Here is an 18,137-nt window from a genome sequence, read left to right as displayed (position 1 = left end):
AAAAGTTTTCGTAATTTTTTGTAATATAAAATGTCTGACTCAAACCTGAATACGCCTAAAATAGGCAATCAAATCGCCTCTTTTACTTATACTTTTGCGAGGGCATTTGTTACTATTTGCGCCATTGTAACTTAATCAATCGGCTTCGCTTTTTTATGGTTTTATCTTTTGTCATTCTGATTCTCGGATTTGTAGCATTAGTATGGAGCGCTGACCGCTTCGTTTTTGGTGCTGCGGCGCTCGCGCGCAATTTCGGTGTTCCCACACTGATAGTCGGCCTTACCATCGTAGCGATGGGTTCATCGGCACCTGAGATGATGGTCGCAGCGCAAGCTGCATTGGCAGATAAAACCGACACTGCGGTTGGTAATGCGGTGGGTTCAAATATTGCGAATATTTTATTAGTGCTCGGTATCACCGCATTGCTTCGCCCTTTATCAGTAAGTTCAGGCATATTGAAACGAGAAATGCCTTTGCTCGTACTCGTATCTCTTGCTGCATGGTTTATTGTTAGCGATGATCACTTTAGTCTTTTTGAAGGCACTGCCTTACTGGTAGGGTTCATCGCATTTTTAGTGGCATTGATAGTCATCACTAAGAAAAGCGGCAACACTAATGACCCTCTAATCAATGAAGCCTGCGACGAAGTACCCGACAACGTCCCTACTAAAAAAGCTTTGTTTTGGTTAATCATCGGTATGGTACTGTTACCTGTCAGCTCTGGATATTTAGTTGATGCGGCCGTTGATATTGCAAAATATTTTGGCATGAGTGACCTATTAATAGGCCTGACAATTATTGCCATAGGTACCAGTTTACCAGAGCTCGCAGCTTGTATCGCAGGGGTTTTAAAGCAAGAGGATGACCTTGCACTTGGTAACATTATTGGCTCTAATATATTCAATATATTGGCTGTATTGTCTATCGCAGGGATTCTTAATCCAGCTAATATTGATATCAATATCGCTGGACGCGATATTTACATCATGCTTGGTGCGACTTTAGCATTAGTATTCATGAGTCAGAGTTTTACTGGAACGCGTCGCATTAATCGCTTTGAAGGTGGCCTTTTACTCGCAGCATTTATTGGCTATATGTACTACATAATTATCTAGGATCCACTTTCATGTTATCAAAGCAGTTTATTGATACCGCCCAGCGAGTCATTAAGATAGAACAGCAAGCTATCACCGAAATTGGCCAATACATCGACGCGCATTTTGCACGCGCATGTCAGGCAATTTTTGATTGCCAGGGGCGAACAATTGTCATCGGGATGGGAAAGTCAGGACACATTGGTAACAAAATAGCCGCAACGTTTGCAAGTACGGGAACGCCCGCATTTTTTGTTCACCCCGGTGAGGCAAGCCACGGTGACTTGGGAATGATCACAAAACAAGATGTTGTATTGCTGATCTCTAACTCTGGTGAAACCAGTGAAGTTTTGAATATCATTCCAGTGATCAAGCGCATTGGTGCAAAAATTATTGCGATGACAGGAAATCCTCACTCCTCAATGGCAAAGCTATCCGACGTCCACTTGAATATCGCAATTTCGCAAGAAGCTTGTCCTCTTGGCCTTGCACCAACAGCCAGTACCACAGCAACGCTCGTGATGGGTGATGCATTAGCCGTTGCTCTACTTGAAGCGAAAGGCTTTACTGCGGATGATTTCGCACTGTCACATCCAGGAGGCTCCCTTGGTAAGCGTTTGCTGCTTACGTTAGATGAGATAATGCACAAAGGTGAGCAAGTGCCCATCGTCTCACATTCAAGTACCATCAAAGACGCTCTGTTTGAAATGTCAGCGAAGGGATTGGGCATGACCACCGTTGTGAATGAACACGATGAATTAATAGGTATCTTCACTGACGGCGATTTGCGACGTATTATCGAACAGCGAGTTGATTTACATAACACGTCTATTCATAAAGCAATGACGGTTAACTGCACAACAGCAAAAGCTGATATGCTAGCCGCTGAAGCTTTAAACATAATGGAAACGAAACGAATCAATGGCTTAGTTGTCATAGATGGAAATAATCGCCCTATTGGTGCGCTCAATACACAGGACTTGCTACGAGCAGGAGTGCTATAACATGAACGTCAACATGCCCGTAGCCATTAGAAACAGTTCATTGTTTATTCATCAAACACACTTTAGTTTGAGAATGGATGTAACGCTGCGAACACGGTTTGGAAACTTGTAATGAGTAGTAGTCGAGTCATTTTATTTATTGTTTTCGTCATCTCAATGACCTGGCTTTGGTATCCATATTTGACACAAAAAGCGCCAAAAACAGTGTCACAGAGCGACATTATTGCCAAACCTGATTATATCGCCACAGAGTTGCAACAAACCTCTTATAATGAGGCTGGAATTAGAACCTATACCGTCACCGCAGTAAAAATGGAGCTATATCAAGATCTTGGATTTAGCCATTTTACCTCACCGGTGTTTAATTTGTATAACGGCTCACAGAGCTGGCTGATCTCTTCCCAAGAAGCCACTTTGTATGAAAATAACACGTTGATGTTAGAAGGTAATGTAGAAGCTCAAAATCTCACAACGGGTGCGATGATCACTTTAATTAAAGCGGACAATATACGCGTTGAAATAAATGAGCGACTAATGCAGTCGGAAAGGCCTGTTGAAATCACAGGGCCAAGTTTAAAAATTACTGGCAAAGGTCTCTATGCCGATTTAAACACCGATATAATTGAACTAATAAACCATACTCGAACTATTTATTATGACCAATAGATTATTATTTACCGTGACCATGCTTGGATTCCTACTATGCCAAGGCGTAAACGCTCAGCAAAATAAGGCAACCAGTGAGGTTTCTATTAAAGCTGGTAAACAGCAAGCTATGCTAAAAACCAATATTGGCATTTTTGAGCAAAATGTAGAAATCATCCATGGCAACCGCAAAATAAATGCCGACAGGCTAGAAGTTCACCGCCGCGAAGAGTTAGGTGATAATATGCAACTACTTGTTGCAACTGGTAATCCTGCTCGCTTTTTAGAGAAGCAGTCTGATGGCAGCGAGCTTACCGCCAGCGCACAAGAGATCCGCTATGACGTTGCTAATCGAACATTGGTTATTAAAGGGAACGCCACCATCAACCAATCTGGACAAATTATCCAAGCGCAATCTATCACCTATGACATGGACAAACAGCTGATCAGCGCAGAAAGAGGTGAACAAGATAACGCCCGAGTACATACCATTCTTGTACCTGAGAAAAAGTCAAAAAATCCAGACCAAGGCAAATAAATATGAGCGTATTAACCGCAACGGCTCTGGCAAAGAGCTACAAAGGCAGACAAGTTGTCAAAAACGTTAGCCTAAGTGTTGAGGCTGGTAGCATAGTAGGTTTACTCGGTCCGAACGGTGCAGGTAAAACAACGAGCTTTTATATGATTGTGGGCTTGGTGCCGAGCGATCATGGCACAGTGAGTATTAACGACCATGACATAACGCTGTTGCCAATGCATAATCGTGCTCGTCTCGGTATCGGTTACTTACCACAAGAATCATCTATTTTTAGAAAGCTCACCGTGTATCAAAACTTGATGGCTATTCTAGAAACCCGCAATTCGCTTAACAAGACAGCAAGAGAGCAAGTGCTAAACGAATTATTGGACGAGTTCAATATCCAGCATATTCGTGACAGTTTAGGTATGGCGTTATCTGGTGGTGAGCGCCGTCGAGTTGAAATTGCTCGCGCTTTAGCCGCTAATCCAAAATTTATCCTGCTAGATGAGCCTTTTGCTGGTGTTGATCCCATTTCAGTGTTAGATATAAAGAAAATAATCGAACATTTAAAAAATAGAGGGATTGGTGTGCTGATCACCGATCACAATGTTCGAGAAACCCTTGATGTATGTGAAAAAGCTTACATCGTATCACACGGTGAACTGATCGCATCTGGTACCCCTGAACATGTTTTAGCGGATCAAACAGTAAGAGATGTCTACCTTGGTGAACAATTCAGGCTATAGTTAATATACGCTTGGTCACAACAATAAAATAGAGAATAAGAAGGATTGTTAAAGGTACATGAGGCAATCGTTACAGCTGCGCATGGGGCAGCAACTTACCATGACACCACAGTTACAGCAGGCCATTCGCTTGCTGCAATTGAGTACGCTGGATCTACAACAAGAAATTCAAGAAGCGCTTGATAGCAATCCTCTTCTTGAAATAGAAGAGTCTGATTCCGATTCTGAGCACGACAGTGACGCTCAGGAAAAAAATGGTAAAGATAATAGCCATGACGATGCAAACCAAGATCAAGATACCTATGAAGTAGAAGCGGTTAGCGACTATGAAATGGACTCCGATGCAGCGTTGAGCAAAGACACCGTCAGCGAAGAGTTAGCCATGGATGTAACTTGGGATGAGTACATGAGTGCCGCCCCCGCTGCCAGCAGTGGTCCAATGCCCGAAGATGAAACCGTTTATCAAGGTGAAACAACCGAAACCCTCCATGAATACTTGATGTGGCAACTTGAGCTCACCCCCTTTAGCCCTACAGATCATGGTATCGCCGTCGCCATCGTAGAAGCGATTGATGATAATGGCACGCTAACTCTAAGTACCGAAGATATTTTAGAAAGTCTCAATGACGGTAATACCGAAGAACTAATCGAATTAGATGAAATTGAAGCAGTATTGAAGCGCATTCAATTGTTCGATCCTGTGGGTATTGGCGCACGTAGTTTACAAGAGTGTTTGTGTATTCAGCTAAATCAATTTGATCCAACCACAACACCTTGGCTCAAAGAAACCAAAATGATCCTCAATGAGCACATTGACCTGTTAGCGAGTCGAGATTATCGTACCTTGATGAAAAAAACCAAGCTCAAGGAAGCCGAACTCAAAGAGATCATGACACTCATTCATTCACTCAATCCAAAACCTGCAGCAAGTATTATCCGAGAAGAATCAGAGTATGTTATCCCTGATGTCTCAGTTAAAAAAGTCAAAGGCCGTTGGGTGGTTGAATTAAATCCTGATTGTATGCCAAAAATAAGAGTGAATGATCACTATGCAGCTATGTCACGTTCTGTGAAATCCAGCACTGACAGCCAATTTATTCGCTCTCACCTGCAAGAAGCTAAGTGGTTCATTAAAAGCTTAGAAAGCAGAAATGAAACATTAATGAAAGTTACTAATTGCATTGTGCAACAACAACAGGCATTCTTTGAACATGGCCCTGAGGCTATGAGACCTATGGTGTTGAATGATGTGGCTGAAATGGTAGAGATGCACGAATCCACCATTTCTCGAGTGACCACTCAAAAGTATATGCATACACCTAGAGGCATTTTTGAGTTGAAATACTTCTTCTCAAGCCATGTAAGTACAGAAAACGGAGGAGAGTGCTCATCTACAGCGATTCGAGCACTTATCAAAAAGCTAGTTGCTGCAGAAAATGCCGCGAAACCATTAAGCGATAGCAAAATAGCAGACATCCTAGCAGAGCAAGGAATAAAGGTGGCCCGACGCACCATAGCCAAATATCGGGAGTCGTTAGCCATTCCACCGTCCAATCAGCGCAAAAGCTTGATTTAGACGCAATACCAAAGAAGGAAAATGCTTATGCAACTAAATTTAACTGGTCGTCATGTAGAAATCACTGATTCATTAAGAGACTATGTAACCAACAAGTTTGCGAAGCTGGAAAGGCATTTTGATCACATTAACAATGTGCATGTGATCTTAGATGTTGAAAAGCTGGTCCAAAAGGCCGAAGCCACCTTACACGTCAATGGTGGCGAGTTATTTGCGTCAACAGAACATCAAGATATGTATGCTGCGATCGATGGACTTATCGATAAGTTAGATCGCCAAGTAATTAAACACAAAGAGAAGCTTACTCGACACTAATCATGAAATTAAGCTCACTTATAAATAAGGACTGCAGTAAAGCTGCGGTCCTTTTTAATAGCAAAAAACGGGTTCTTGAATATATCAGTGAATTAGCCCATGAACAGCTTCCATCTCTAAGTCAGCATGACATTTTAAATGCACTGATGAATAGAGAAAAACTGGGGAGCACTGGTATTGGTAAAGGCATTGCCATCCCACATGGCCGTATCGAAGGTATCGATGAAGTCACTGCGATGTTACTTGTCAACCAGCAAGGGATCCCTTTTGACGCTATTGATAATCGCCCAGTTGATATATTTCTCGCGTTGATAGTGCCTGAAGGTGACAATCAACAGCATTTGAAAACTCTAGCAGCCATTGCTGAAAAGCTAAATAATAAAGAATTCTGCAAACAGTTACGCAATGCTGGCAATGATGAGGAACTTTATGCCATTATTGCTTCAGCAGACTAGGTTACCAAAGGAAGCATAATGGATTTGATCATCGTTAGTGGACGTTCGGGTTCTGGAAAATCCGTTGCATTACGTGTACTTGAGGATTTAGGGTATTACTGTGTTGATAATATTCCAGTTAACCTATTGCCGTCGTTAGTACGCAGTGTGTCTGACAATTACGATAAAATTGCCGTCAGTATAGATGTCCGTAATCTGCCAAAAGAACAGCAAGACTTTAACGATATACTAGAATATTTGCCTGGTTTTGCGAACCCGATGTTATTTTACTTAGATAGTGATGATAATACGCTCATCAGACGTTTTTCTGAAACTCGCCGTCTACATCCACTCTCTATGCATGATCTCCCCTTAGACTTAGCAATTAAAGCCGAGAAAAAGCTACTTGATGTACTCACCACCCGTGCGGATGTCCTAATAGACACGACCGACTTGAGCGTTCACCAACTGGCTGAGACCATTCGTGAACGAATTTTGGGAAAGAAAGATAAACAGCTTATTGTTACCTTTCAATCTTTTGGTTTTAAGCACGGCATACCTAAGGAAGCCGACTTTGTTTTTGACGCACGTTTTTTACCTAACCCTCATTGGGAACCTGAGCTTAAGCCTTTGACTGGCTTGGATCAGCCCGTTAAAGACTATTTGGCAAGCCACAGCATCGTGCAAAAGTTTACATGGCAAATTCAAACTTTCGTGCAAACTTGGTTACCTCACCTTGAACGCAATAACCGTAGTTATTTGACGATTGCCATTGGCTGTACTGGCGGACAACATCGCTCTGTGTATTTAGCACAAACCATTGGCGAGAGCTTTGCCCGTACACATCCGAACATAAAAATCCGTCACCGAGAACAAGATACCTGACATTATGCGATGTGAAGATACATTCCTAATTCAAAATAAATGTGGACTACATGCCAGAGCAGCTTCGGTGCTCGCCCAGTTAGCAGTCAAGTTTGATGCAAAAATTACTTTATACCAAGATGATAAATCGGCCGATGGACACAGCGTACTTGCCTTACTGCTATTAGAAAGTAGTCAAGGCAAAGAGGTAAAAGTCGTTTGTGATGGACCTGATGCGCAGGGAGCTCTACAAGCAATTGGCGAGCTCATTGCTCAAAAGTTTCATGAACAAGAATAAGTTAGCACCTTTATCTTATATATAAAATCCTCTTAGATACTTGGTAAGCAGGCTGAATTTACGTTAAACTCTTAGGCAATGAGTTGTGCCTGACTTTCCTTGTCATACCTTAGCTGGCTCTTCAGCTTCTCTTTAGGCACTCAAGTTAAAAATAACAAAAGTATTTAAAGGAAGCCTATGCCTGAAGCCCTTGAACAAGACTATACACTGCAACAACTGCAACAAGTCACGCAGGCTTTAAATAGTGGACAGTTTGTTCAAGTCAGACGCATTTTGGCTGAAACTGCACCGTGCGATACCGCATTGCTGCTTGAGTCTTCTCCGCACAAGGTGCGTCGTCAACTCTGGCAACTCGTAGATCCTGACATTCAAGGGGATGTACTGGAAGAGCTTTCGGAAGATGTTCGTCTTAGTATCATAGTCCAGATGGAACCGGAGCTCATTGCTGCCGCTACCGAAGACATGGATGACGATGACTTAGGTGAAGTACTTAGAAGCTTGCCAGAAACCGTTTATCAAGATGTTGTCGGTGCGATGGACGCACAAGACAGAGAACGGGCTACTCAGGCTTTATCTTATCAGGAGCGCTCAGCTGGTGCCTTGATGAACACCGACACAGTCACCATTCGCCCTGATGTGTCACTTGATGTTGTATTAAGATACCTAAGACTCAGAGGAGAGCTTCCAGATGGTACTGATGATCTCTATGTGGTTGATAAAGATAACTGTTTTATAGGTGCTTTATCACTTAACAGCCTGCTGACTAATTCTCCAGAAAAGCTGGTCCGTGATTTGATGGATACGGAGAAAGAGTCAATTCCCATCACCATGGAAGAAAAAGAAGTAGCACAACTTTTTGAACGCCACAATTGGATTTCTGCTGCAGTTGTCGATGATAATGCCCACTTGCTAGGTCGGATCACCATCGATGATATAGTTGACGTTATTCGTGAAGATGCTGAACATAGCTTAATGAGTATGGCAGGTCTCGATGACGAAGAAGATACGTTCGCTCCGGTGTTTAAAAGTTCTAAGCGCCGTTCCATTTGGTTAGGTATCAACTTGCTCACAGCGCTTTTAGCCGCCTTTGTTGCCAGCTTCTTCGAAAGTACCCTCGACATTCTACCCTTTTTAGCCGTGCTCAATGGGATAGTTCCGAGTATGGGTGGCGTTGCAGGTAGCCAGACACTCACCTTAGTTATTCGTGGTATTGCCTTAGGGCACATAAACCAAACTAACCAACGCTTTATTCTCAGTAAGGAGTTAGCTATCGGCGCACTAAATGGCGTGCTGTGGTCTATTCTCATCGCTGGAGTCGTTGCATTATGGCAATGGGACTTTGTATTAGGCGCGGTGATTGCTTTTGCAATGTTTATGAACTTACTCGCTGCGGGCATTGCAGGTGCCAGCATTCCTATTATTTTAAAACGTATGAATATTGATCCAGCATTGGCTGGTAGTGTAGTACTGACAACCGTCACGGACATCGTAGGTATTTTTGCTTTCCTAGGTACGGCAACTTGGTTCTTGATTTAGCCAGTTAGGGGCGTATCCGCCCCTTGCTGGTCTGTTAAGTGCCTGCGACTTGCATTGAGTCAATCAAAACCGAACCTGTTTGTACACTGCTCCGATATTCAATATCTCCCCCAATCGCCTGAATATTTTTGAACATATCGGCCAAATTACCCGCTATGGTGATCTCACTCACAGGGTATTGGATCTGGCCATTTTCAATCCAGAATCCAGATGCCCCCCTAGAGTAATCCCCTGTCACTGTGCTCACGCCCTGACCCATAAGTTCTGTGACCAATAACCCTGTTCCCATTGTTTTTAGCAAAGTCTTGAGATCATCGTGAGTTTGTTGGACTAACCAATTGTGGATCCCCCCAGCGTGGCCTGTTGAGGTCATACCCAATCGACGGGCAGCATAACTAGATAATAAATACGTTCTCAGCTCACCACCGTGAATAATATCTCGATCCAGTGTTTTTACCCCTTCGCTATCGAATGGACTAGAGGCCAAGCCTTTAGGCAAATGCGGTCGCTCCAGCACGTTGACGCAAGGATTAAATATTTGCTCACCCAATTTATCCAGTAAAAAACTAGACTTGCGATACAGCGCTCCACCTCCAATAGCTGATACAAGATGCCCAAATAGGCTACTTGCAATGTCAGCTCTAAAAATAACGGGTGTCTTCATTGTGTTTAGCTTCTGGCTATTTAATTTGGCCAATGTTGACTGCGCGGCTTCTAAACCAACTGCGGTGGCAGATTTTAACCCCTGGCGCTCACGAGAAACTGTAAATGCTGAGTCGCGCTGCATTTGTTCACCGTCTTTACCAATCACCATAGTGCTAAGAGTATGGCGAGTGCGAGGAAAACCAGCTAATAAGCCGTGACTGTTACCGTACACACGCAACCCTTGGTGACTGGCAAAGCTTGCCCCGTCCGAGTTTACGATGCGCTCATCTGAATCTAGCGCGGCTTTCTCCGCTTCGATGCATAATTCAATCCCTTGCTCAGGTGTCACCTCCCAAGGGTGAAATAGATCCAAATCCGGTGGAGACATTTCAAGCAGTTCTTTGTCAGCGACGCCATTACACGGATCGTCCGATGTAAACTTGGCAATATCTACGGCTTTTTCCACGACTGCTCTAATCGCCTTTGGACTTAGATCCGCAGTGGAAGCATTACCTTTGTGATTGCCCACATACACACATACTCCTAAGCCACCATCTTGGTTAAACTCAATTGTTTCTACTTCACCCATTCGAGTGCTTACAGATAAACCCGACGTGCTGGACATTGAAGCTTCAGCCGCCGTCGCGCCAAGCCTTTTGGCGTGACTTAAGGCTTCTGACACAGCTTGTTTTACTTCATCGATTTGCGTATAGATTGGGTGTTTCTGAGAATGCGCCATGCTCATCATCTCTTCAAAATAATCTCTATAATCTAATGCTAACACACATCTAAACTATCGCCCCATTGAGAAAAAGCATTTATGCCACAAAATTGGTATACTTAGTACAAATCCGAAAACCTGTAACTATCATGGCGAAGCAAAACAAACCAATCCCTGACGAAGAAATCATTTACGTATCAAAAAGCGAACTTAAACGCGATGCACAGCAATATCACCAGCTCGCACAAGATCTCGCCAATATGCCTAAAAAACAGCGAGATAAGCTCCCGCTCAGTGATGATCTCATTGAAGCGATGGTTGTCGCCGACAAAATCCGCCAAAAAAGTGAGGCTTATCGACGTCACATTAACTACATCACTAAGACCTTGCGTCTAACAGAAAATGTAGCGGACATCGAAGCGGCCATTGGTCTAATGCTTAATAAAAATAAGCAAGCCGACGTGTTGCTCAATAAAATAGAGCTGGTACGAGATGAATTGATTAGCCAAGGCGACAGCAAAATCAACGAACTCATTGATAAATATCCAAGATTAGAACGCCAAAAAATGCGTCAGCTCGTTAGACAAGCAAGCAAAGAAGAAAAAGCCCAGAAACCTGCCAAAGGTTACAAAGAGCTCTTCCAATACTTAAAAGAAGCAATGATGCCTTAACCAAGAAAACCAGCTTCATGCTGGTTTATTGAGTATGTGTCGAGCTATAGCATCGGCACTACTTTCTTAAGCTCTAGCAACATCTTATAAGCGCTCGCTCCAGACATAAGATAAGGATTAAACTCCGAGGCTTCTGAAAACTTCAAGTTGATGGGAATGGAAATGGTTGAGCTGGGAACATAACCCATGGTCCAATCAGAGAACTCCCTTGAGTCAATTTCTCGATAATCTAACATTACGATACGGTGATGCCTATCGTCTGTTAAAATACGCTTATATGTCTCATTTACCTCAGTTCTAGACCCTTCTAAACATTGAAGAAAATAATTACAATTAAAACACAACATGCCAGTGATATTGTGTTTCTTGTTGTTGCATCGCGCTGACTCTAAGATTTCTTCTATTGTCTGCTGTGAAAAGTTATCACCAATCGTGCTGGCGTAAATTAACCGTGTTAAAAACATATCCGTTACTCTTAGTTAGGTTAAGTACAAAATTAACTGTAATCCACCCCCCCTAAAATGCGAGAAAATTTGTTTCATAAGCGACTTTTTCTCCCTTTACACATGTTGCTCATCGCTTTCCTACTGGCTCGACAAGCGCAAAGCTGGTAACTGGTGAGATGACTTTGGGTTAGCGAATTGTCGAGCCATGAACAACATCTGCTGCGATGCTTGCCACATTGCTACCAACAGGGTGTTTTCGAAGATAAAGCTATTACGGAAAGGATGTTATCTATGAAACCTTTAAAAGGTTAGGGTCTGTGTCGTCAGATAGAGCGATTAAAAACAATGCAAAGTAAAATCTGGGCCACTTTTTTACAAGGCTTGTTATCAGTGAACACCAATAACAAGCCTTATTAAATCGTCCGTTTAAGCTGTACCGCCTACGGTGATTTCATCAATCTTCAAGCTAGGTTGGCCCACCCCGACTGGCACACTTTGGCCATCTTTACCGCATACTCCAACGCCACGATCTAATTCCAAGTCATTACCAACCATCGAGATTTTATTCATAACGTCTGGGCCATTACCAATTAACGTTGCTCCCTTGATGGGCTGAGTGATTTTGCCATTCTCGATTAGATACGCTTCAGAGGCAGAAAATACAAACTTTCCTGACGTAATATCGACCTGACCACCACCAAAGTTAGGTGCATAAATTCCTTTTTTAACACTGCTGATAATATCGGCTTGAGTGTCAGCGCCTGGCAGCATATAAGTGTTTGTCATACGTGGCATAGGTAGATGAGCGTACGACTCTCGGCGACCATTCCCCGTTGGCGCGACTCCCATCAGTCGGGCATTTAGCTTATCTTGCATATACCCTTTTAGAATTCCGTTCTCAATCAATACATTATAGCCAGCAGGTGTACCTTCATCGTCCACATTTAATGAACCACGACGATTAGCCATCGTACCATCATCAATCACGGTACATAGATTAGAGGCAACCTTTTCACCCACTTTGCCGCTAAATGCAGAGGCTCCTTTGCGATTAAAATCACCTTCTAAGCCATGACCAACAGCTTCATGAAGCAATACTCCAGGCCAACCTGCACCTAACACAACCGGCATCGTTCCAGCGGGTGCATCAATCGCTTCAAGATTAACTCTGGCTTGGCGGACAGCTTCTTGTGCGTAGCCCAACCAACGAGGCTTTCCCTCTACAAGTTCTTTAAAGTAACCATAGTCTAAGCGGGCTCCCCCTCCAGCACTGCCTCGTTCACGACGACCATTTTTTTCTAATAGCACTGAGCAGCTTAATCTAATTAATGGCCTAATGTCCGTCGCAAAAGTGCCATCGCTCGCCGCAATAAGCACTTCTTCATACACTGCGGAAAGCGAGCTAACCACCTGTTGTGCATCGGGAGCGAGCTCTCGAATGGCATTTTCGACTTCTCTCAATAAATTTATCTTCTCGGCATCACTCATACTGGTAATGGGCTGAGCTGGCGCAAATTGCTGGCGAACCGCTTGCTCACTGAACACTTGTACCTTTTTCTCTTCTCCTGCTTGAGCAATGCTTCTAGCCGCCATGGAGGCTTTATCAAGCGCTTCGATATTAATAGCATCTGAATAAGAGAAGCCAGTCTTATCACCCGCCACCGCTCTGACGCCGACACCACGTTCAATGTTGTAGCTACCCTCTTTCACCGAACCATCTTCTAATACCCAAGTTTCGTGATGACTGGACTGAAAATATAGGTCTGCGTAGTCTACTTTATGCTGATGTATATAGCTTAACGTCTGTTCTAATTGCGCTCTATCTAACTGACTATCAGTCAGCAAATGCTGTTCGACACTATTCATAAAACTCACTCTTAAATCTGTTGTGAACCTGTACTGGCATATCTGTGCGAAGCCTATGCAGCTGCGTTAAGTCCAGTTCTGCGCTGATCACCCCTAATTGTTGTTTTGCATCTGCCAAAACGTCACCCCACGGTGATAATATTAGGCTATGTCCGTATGTTTTGCGGCCATTTTCATGAGTACCATATTGCGCTGGTGCTATTACAAAACACTGATTTTCTATCGCTCTGGCTTGGAGTAAAGGTAGCCAATGTGTAGCTCCCGTCACCGTCGTAAATGCGCTGGGCACCAACAGTATCTCAGCACCTAAGCTACGCATGGCTTGATAAAGACCAGGAAACCGCACATCATAACACACACTCAAACCAATCTTACCGAATGGGCTATCTACAACCACCACTTCATTTCCTGCGATAGTTAAGCGTGATTCCCGATAGCCACCGCTGCCATCGGCAACATCCGCATCAAATAGGTGTATTTTGTTATAGCGCCCTACCACTTCGCCCGCTTCGTTAAGCAAAAAACTTGCGGCATAGTAACCTCCCTCGCTGTCTTTGCTGGCGATGGTTCCGGCACTCAGCCAAATGTGAAAACGTCGACACAATTCGCCTAGTTTACCTAACCAATATTGGTAATGCTCAGCAAACTGCAACGACTGCTCTGCATCTTGCATAAACGCTAACCAACTTTCAGGTAAACATACCAAAGTTGGTTCTCTGAGATCACTTTGCTCTAGCCACTGTTCTAATTGTTTAAAATTATGCTCTGGTTGCATGCCTGAACACATTTGTACCGCTATAACACGCGCATTAAATGGCATAATTACGAACTCCAAAAATATATGTTGATGCAGTGCTCACCAAGCGCTTGTGAACATCTAGCCCATCACGGGTGTAGAGTCTGCTTTCTCATCGTGAAGGTCTGTTGGTTTTGATTGCTCTGTCGTGGCGGGTTTGCCGTTAGCTTCAGGCGGTTGATTTCTCGCAGCCTGAGGAATTTCAACTTCTCTGCTTTTACGATCAATCTCTTTGACCACTGGCTCTTGCATTGTCCCCGTCACTTTAAACTTAATTTCCGAAATAACTCTGGCGGAGTGAATGACTTTATCTAACGCTAATGCTGCCAGCCCCGATACCGGGTTTACCATCCACGCGACAATAACCGGAATACTAGACGTTACCTGAGGTGCAACAGCTAAATCATAATTGATCTCCTGAGTATTAAGGTTAGCATATCCTTGTATACTCAAATCCGCCGGTACCCCATCTAACTTAGTGTCTTTGGTATACGCAATGCCTTTTTCTAATTGCACACTACCTTTCATTTGATTGTAGAAAAAACCCTTTGAGAACACATCCCTGAAGTCTAGTTTTAACTTTCTTATTAGCGAGTCTAGACTTAGCAATGAGAATACCCGCGCGCCTTGATCACTCACTTCAGCTAAATGCCCCTCGCCAAGCTCCCATGTAATTTCACCACCAAGACTTTCAATATCAAAGTCATACGGAGCACCATGCCAATTTAGCCGATAATTGAGGTTAGCTCTGGAGTCTTTGATAGTTGAGGTAAGATCGAATTCATCGAACAGCTCTCCAATATCTTTGCTATTCATTATTCCTTCAAAGTAACTTACGCCATCAAACCAGCGTCCGGAGCCTCGTAATACATGTTCTTTTTTATCCACCACAATTTCTGACACGGTCAACTGCTTGCCATCACCAAACAATGAAGCACTGACTTTATCCAATTGATAACTTTCGAGTTTACAGTCACTACAATTGAACTCAATGGCGGGCACCCGAGTAAGCCAATCGAGTTCTTCTTTTGCAGGTTTTTGATCGGCTTGCTTTTCCAACTGGTTGATTCTTAAATAATCACTATCTATACGTATCGGCCTACTCGAACCTGACTCTGGTAATAATGCCGTTATCCTTGCTTCTCTGGCGTTTACACGCATAGTCATACCATCATTGCTTGGAAACATTCTCACTTCCAAGTCAGTGAATGGAATATTGGCAATCTGAGTATGTGCCGATTGCAAGGTCAGCTGCCGTAAAGGAGGCAAAACCCTGCGCTCGTCGGAACTTGGTGATGGTAATGAAATTATGCGGTCTATAAACTCAATCCATGGATCCAGTTCAAGCTTTTCTTGGGTAATGGCAACATGTAAACCTTCACCTGCGAGCCCCTTATTGTCTTTACCAATACTCAATTGAGCTTGACTCAACTGTGCGGACTCATTGTCTAAAATAGCATTGAAAAATAACTTATCCGCCAGATTAACCGTGATCAAGTTTGAGATGTCATCACCTTGCACCTCACCGTGTAGTAACCAAACGTCCTCACTGTTTTTTTGGTAAGGCGCTGGAAAAGAACTCGTTATGCCTTCTAAATTAGCATTAAATTTAGCGTTATAGCTAAAACCTTGCTCCGAGAAATTTAGCTGCACCTTGGTAGATAACTGGCTCTCTCCGTCAATCAAACCATCTAGTAAGCCTTGTGTATAGGGCACGAGATGCTGAGATTGAGCAAGTAAGGTCGCACTCACATTGACGGCATAGTTGTTGTTGTCACCATCTGCCATAACATTGATAGCGATGGGCATATCCAACCACGTTGCCTTGCTTTGTGTTAGCTCAATCTTATCATCCACAAAATGCAATATACCTGTGACATCCGACAGCAACATGCCCGGTTGCTTTAACATTACATCAGCACCATTTAAATCCACGCTTCCAGTTGCGCTTACTGCCAACGTTCGTAGATCAATATCGAGTTTGATTTGTGTAGTCATCTCGCCATGACCTTGTACAACGCTCAGAATATCAACCAAAGGCTCGCTTAATGGCGTTTTCTCGAAAAAAGGCAACAGTGTTTGTGCATCGGTTGTGTGGGCAATATCGACATACAGATTATCAGCTTGGTTAAGATTTGGCAGAGTCACGACAACAGGCGCGCTTAATTGCTGATTGATTAACTCTCCTGCATTAGCAAAGATATCCATGCGCTCATTGGCAAAATGCAGAGTTACATCACCATTTTTCAGTGCGGGCCAATCCGGTGCAAACAGAAATTCAGCCTGAGTAATGTGAGATAAAACCTCAAACTGGCCACTTCCATCCTCAAATGGAAACGCTGACAGTGGACCCGACAACAGCACCTGAGTAGTGTGAAGTTGGCCGCCTCTGATACCTTGATTTAAATAATCAACGAGACTCTCTTCCATGACCGTCAGTGGGAAATAGTCTCCAGCGGTGTCAGCACTGCCCCCGAGCATCTCCGCATACAAGTCCAACTTGGTCACTTCACCCAAAGTTAAATGCATTTCTGCGGCTAAGGTAATGTCTTGATTATTAAACCACAACGAATCGCTGCTTAAATGCCACTCACCATTCAACTGATAGAGCTGCAATTCGCCATTTAATTGCTCATACGCCAGCGGTTTTGTAAACATATCCGCAGTTTCAAGCTGAGACTGTTCACTAAATAAAGCGATAACCGCAGCATTATTTTGCCACAGCATTTGAGCCCGTAAATTATTTACCCCTGGGATTCCATTGTGATTAGACCAACTCAACTGCTGGCCGTTTAACCACACATCAAACTGCTGCTGTGCATCCCAGCTAATGCGGCCTTGCAGTGTCCCTTGAGCATCTAGATCAGCCACACTATCGACCCAGTCTGCCTGCATCAACAGCGCAAATTGTTTTACTAAGCCCAAACTAATGTCATCAAACCATATACGACGCAGATTATCGTTAAACAAACCTTGTAATTTGGCGGGAATAAACTGTTGATCATCCAAAGCAAATTCTAACTCGGAGCTAGTGAGATGCCATTGCCTAGCATGTGGCATAAGTTTCAGTTGTCCACGAGTGAGAGATAATGTGTGTCGCAGCTCACCCTCTTGCCACTGCATTTGACTCGGCAACGTGTTAATCGTTACGTCTTGAACCTTACCATGCTCAAGCGCCAGCCAAAGTTCACCATTTAGTTCTGTAGCGATATGCTTTTTCTGTGTCGAGATTTGTTCTGTTAACCATTCCGCCACGTCTAGGTTTTGCGCTTGTAAATACACTTGCCCTGCGAGATCTCTCAAGGTTGAACCTGTCAAAGATAAACGCGCGGCAAAACGCCCCTGCTTTAAACCTGGAATGGCCACTTCACCTTCGCCTTCGTGGCTATTCGGACTGTTTTGCCAAATCAAGTCATTTAGCAGAAGTGTATGCTGCAAGCCACTTTTCATAGTCAAGTTAAGCTGACTAGATTGAATTGAAAAATGCCCTGTTTCACCCAAAAATAGACTTTCAATCAACGATTGTTGTTCAAAATCAGCCCCCTCTGAGTCATTGACTTCAGCCAGCTTGGCAACGTCTACTTGAGCAGAAAACCCTTCCAAAACGAAATAATTAGAGCGAACTTGTAGATTTCTGAGCGACTCAAGTACATTCAATTGCAAGCTCGTTTTCGCAATTGATAGAGCAATCGGGGAACTTTGGTTGTCAACGAATGTTAGATTTTCTAACACCAGCGCTGGGCCTTCACTTTCCCAACTGGCACTAATAGAGCCAATACTGATGTTTACATCCAGCTGTTGATAGATTATCTGTTCAATGTCTGAGCGATAATCGTTAGCGTAGGGCAAGCTATACTTTATAACCGATACCAGTACCGCAAGCGTGACAAGTGTAATAGCAAACACCTGCCATATCTTGCGGACACAAAAAAAACAAAAGGTTTTAACTTGCATGAGACG

Annotated in this window: 17 protein-coding genes; 12 read left to right on the top strand and 5 right to left on the bottom strand. The window is 43.5% G+C overall.

Annotated features, from left to right (window positions below; translation table 11 throughout):
• The first annotated feature begins 155 nt into the window (after positions 1 to 155).
• From C2M32_RS04150 to mgtE, 11 genes are all read left to right on the top strand, one after another.
• The gene (locus C2M32_RS04150; protein WP_105167248.1) at positions 156 to 1,115 is read left to right on the top strand and encodes a calcium/sodium antiporter; all 960 of its coding nucleotides are present in this window, start codon (positions 156 to 158) and stop codon (positions 1,113 to 1,115) included.
• An 11-nt stretch (positions 1,116 to 1,126) separates the two neighbouring features.
• Complete coding sequence (locus C2M32_RS04145) at positions 1,127 to 2,098, top strand: KpsF/GutQ family sugar-phosphate isomerase (protein ID WP_105167247.1); 972 nt, start codon at positions 1,127 to 1,129, stop codon at positions 2,096 to 2,098.
• Positions 2,099 to 2,209: 111 nt separating this feature from the next.
• Positions 2,210 to 2,764: an LPS export ABC transporter periplasmic protein LptC gene (gene lptC / locus C2M32_RS04140; protein WP_105167246.1), complete on the top strand. Its 555-nt coding sequence runs from the start codon at positions 2,210 to 2,212 to the stop codon at positions 2,762 to 2,764.
• Complete coding sequence (gene lptA / locus C2M32_RS04135) at positions 2,754 to 3,281, top strand: lipopolysaccharide transport periplasmic protein LptA (RefSeq protein ID WP_105167245.1); 528 nt, start codon at positions 2,754 to 2,756, stop codon at positions 3,279 to 3,281. Before lptC ends, lptA begins: the two co-directional genes overlap by 11 nt.
• A gap of 2 nt (positions 3,282 to 3,283) precedes the next feature.
• Complete coding sequence (lptB, locus tag C2M32_RS04130; protein WP_105167244.1) at positions 3,284 to 4,009, top strand: LPS export ABC transporter ATP-binding protein; 726 nt, start codon at positions 3,284 to 3,286, stop codon at positions 4,007 to 4,009.
• A 58-nt stretch (positions 4,010 to 4,067) separates the two neighbouring features.
• A complete protein-coding gene (locus C2M32_RS04125; protein WP_105167243.1) occupies positions 4,068 to 5,585 on the top strand; it encodes an RNA polymerase factor sigma-54 in 1,518 nt (505 codons plus the stop codon).
• A 27-nt stretch (positions 5,586 to 5,612) separates the two neighbouring features.
• On the top strand, positions 5,613 to 5,900 hold the full coding sequence (gene hpf / locus C2M32_RS04120) for a ribosome hibernation promoting factor (RefSeq protein WP_010376661.1): 288 nt from the start codon (positions 5,613 to 5,615) through the stop codon (positions 5,898 to 5,900).
• Positions 5,901 to 5,902: 2 nt separating this feature from the next.
• A complete protein-coding gene (gene ptsN, locus C2M32_RS04115) occupies positions 5,903 to 6,355 on the top strand; it encodes a PTS IIA-like nitrogen regulatory protein PtsN (protein WP_105167242.1) in 453 nt (150 codons plus the stop codon).
• An 18-nt stretch (positions 6,356 to 6,373) separates the two neighbouring features.
• Positions 6,374 to 7,219 carry an RNase adapter RapZ gene (rapZ, locus tag C2M32_RS04110; protein WP_105167241.1) on the top strand — a complete coding sequence of 282 codons (846 nt, stop codon included), beginning with the start codon at positions 6,374 to 6,376 and terminating at the stop codon, positions 7,217 to 7,219.
• Between the two features lie 4 nt (positions 7,220 to 7,223).
• A complete protein-coding gene (locus C2M32_RS04105; RefSeq protein WP_105167240.1) occupies positions 7,224 to 7,496 on the top strand; it encodes an HPr family phosphocarrier protein in 273 nt (90 codons plus the stop codon).
• Between the two features lie 177 nt (positions 7,497 to 7,673).
• Complete coding sequence (mgtE, locus tag C2M32_RS04100) at positions 7,674 to 9,032, top strand: magnesium transporter (RefSeq protein WP_105167239.1); 1,359 nt, start codon at positions 7,674 to 7,676, stop codon at positions 9,030 to 9,032.
• Between the two features lie 34 nt (positions 9,033 to 9,066).
• Here mgtE and pmbA read toward each other — a convergent pair whose 3' ends face one another.
• Positions 9,067 to 10,416, bottom strand: a complete 1,350-nt coding sequence (gene pmbA / locus C2M32_RS04095) for a metalloprotease PmbA (protein WP_105167641.1) — start codon at positions 10,414 to 10,416, stop codon at positions 9,067 to 9,069.
• 131 nt (positions 10,417 to 10,547) lie between these two features.
• Between pmbA and yjgA the strand changes: the two genes are divergently transcribed.
• Positions 10,548 to 11,069 carry a ribosome biogenesis factor YjgA gene (yjgA, locus tag C2M32_RS04090; protein WP_105167238.1) on the top strand — a complete coding sequence of 174 codons (522 nt, stop codon included), beginning with the start codon at positions 10,548 to 10,550 and terminating at the stop codon, positions 11,067 to 11,069.
• A 44-nt stretch (positions 11,070 to 11,113) separates the two neighbouring features.
• Here yjgA and C2M32_RS04085 read toward each other — a convergent pair whose 3' ends face one another.
• The 4 genes from C2M32_RS04085 to C2M32_RS04070 form a co-directional block, all read right to left on the bottom strand.
• Positions 11,114 to 11,533 carry a BLUF domain-containing protein gene (locus C2M32_RS04085; protein WP_105167237.1) on the bottom strand — a complete coding sequence of 140 codons (420 nt, stop codon included), beginning with the start codon at positions 11,531 to 11,533 and terminating at the stop codon, positions 11,114 to 11,116.
• Positions 11,534 to 11,941: 408 nt separating this feature from the next.
• A complete protein-coding gene (gene tldD, locus C2M32_RS04080) occupies positions 11,942 to 13,381 on the bottom strand; it encodes a metalloprotease TldD (RefSeq protein ID WP_105167236.1) in 1,440 nt (479 codons plus the stop codon).
• Positions 13,374 to 14,201: a carbon-nitrogen hydrolase family protein gene (locus C2M32_RS04075; RefSeq protein ID WP_105167235.1), complete on the bottom strand. Its 828-nt coding sequence runs from the start codon at positions 14,199 to 14,201 to the stop codon at positions 13,374 to 13,376. The genes tldD and C2M32_RS04075 overlap by 8 nt, the downstream gene beginning before the upstream one ends.
• 57 nt (positions 14,202 to 14,258) lie before the next feature.
• On the bottom strand, positions 14,259 to 18,131 hold the full coding sequence (locus tag C2M32_RS04070; protein WP_105167234.1) for a YhdP family protein: 3,873 nt from the start codon (positions 18,129 to 18,131) through the stop codon (positions 14,259 to 14,261).
• Positions 18,132 to 18,137: the final 6 nt, after the last annotated feature.

It is taken from the genome of Pseudoalteromonas sp. T1lg23B (genome assembly GCF_002964665.1).
Taxonomy (GTDB): Bacteria; Pseudomonadota; Gammaproteobacteria; order Enterobacterales; family Alteromonadaceae; genus Pseudoalteromonas.
Note: the sequence above shows the minus strand (reverse complement) of the source record. Positions and strands in the feature narration are given on the sequence as shown.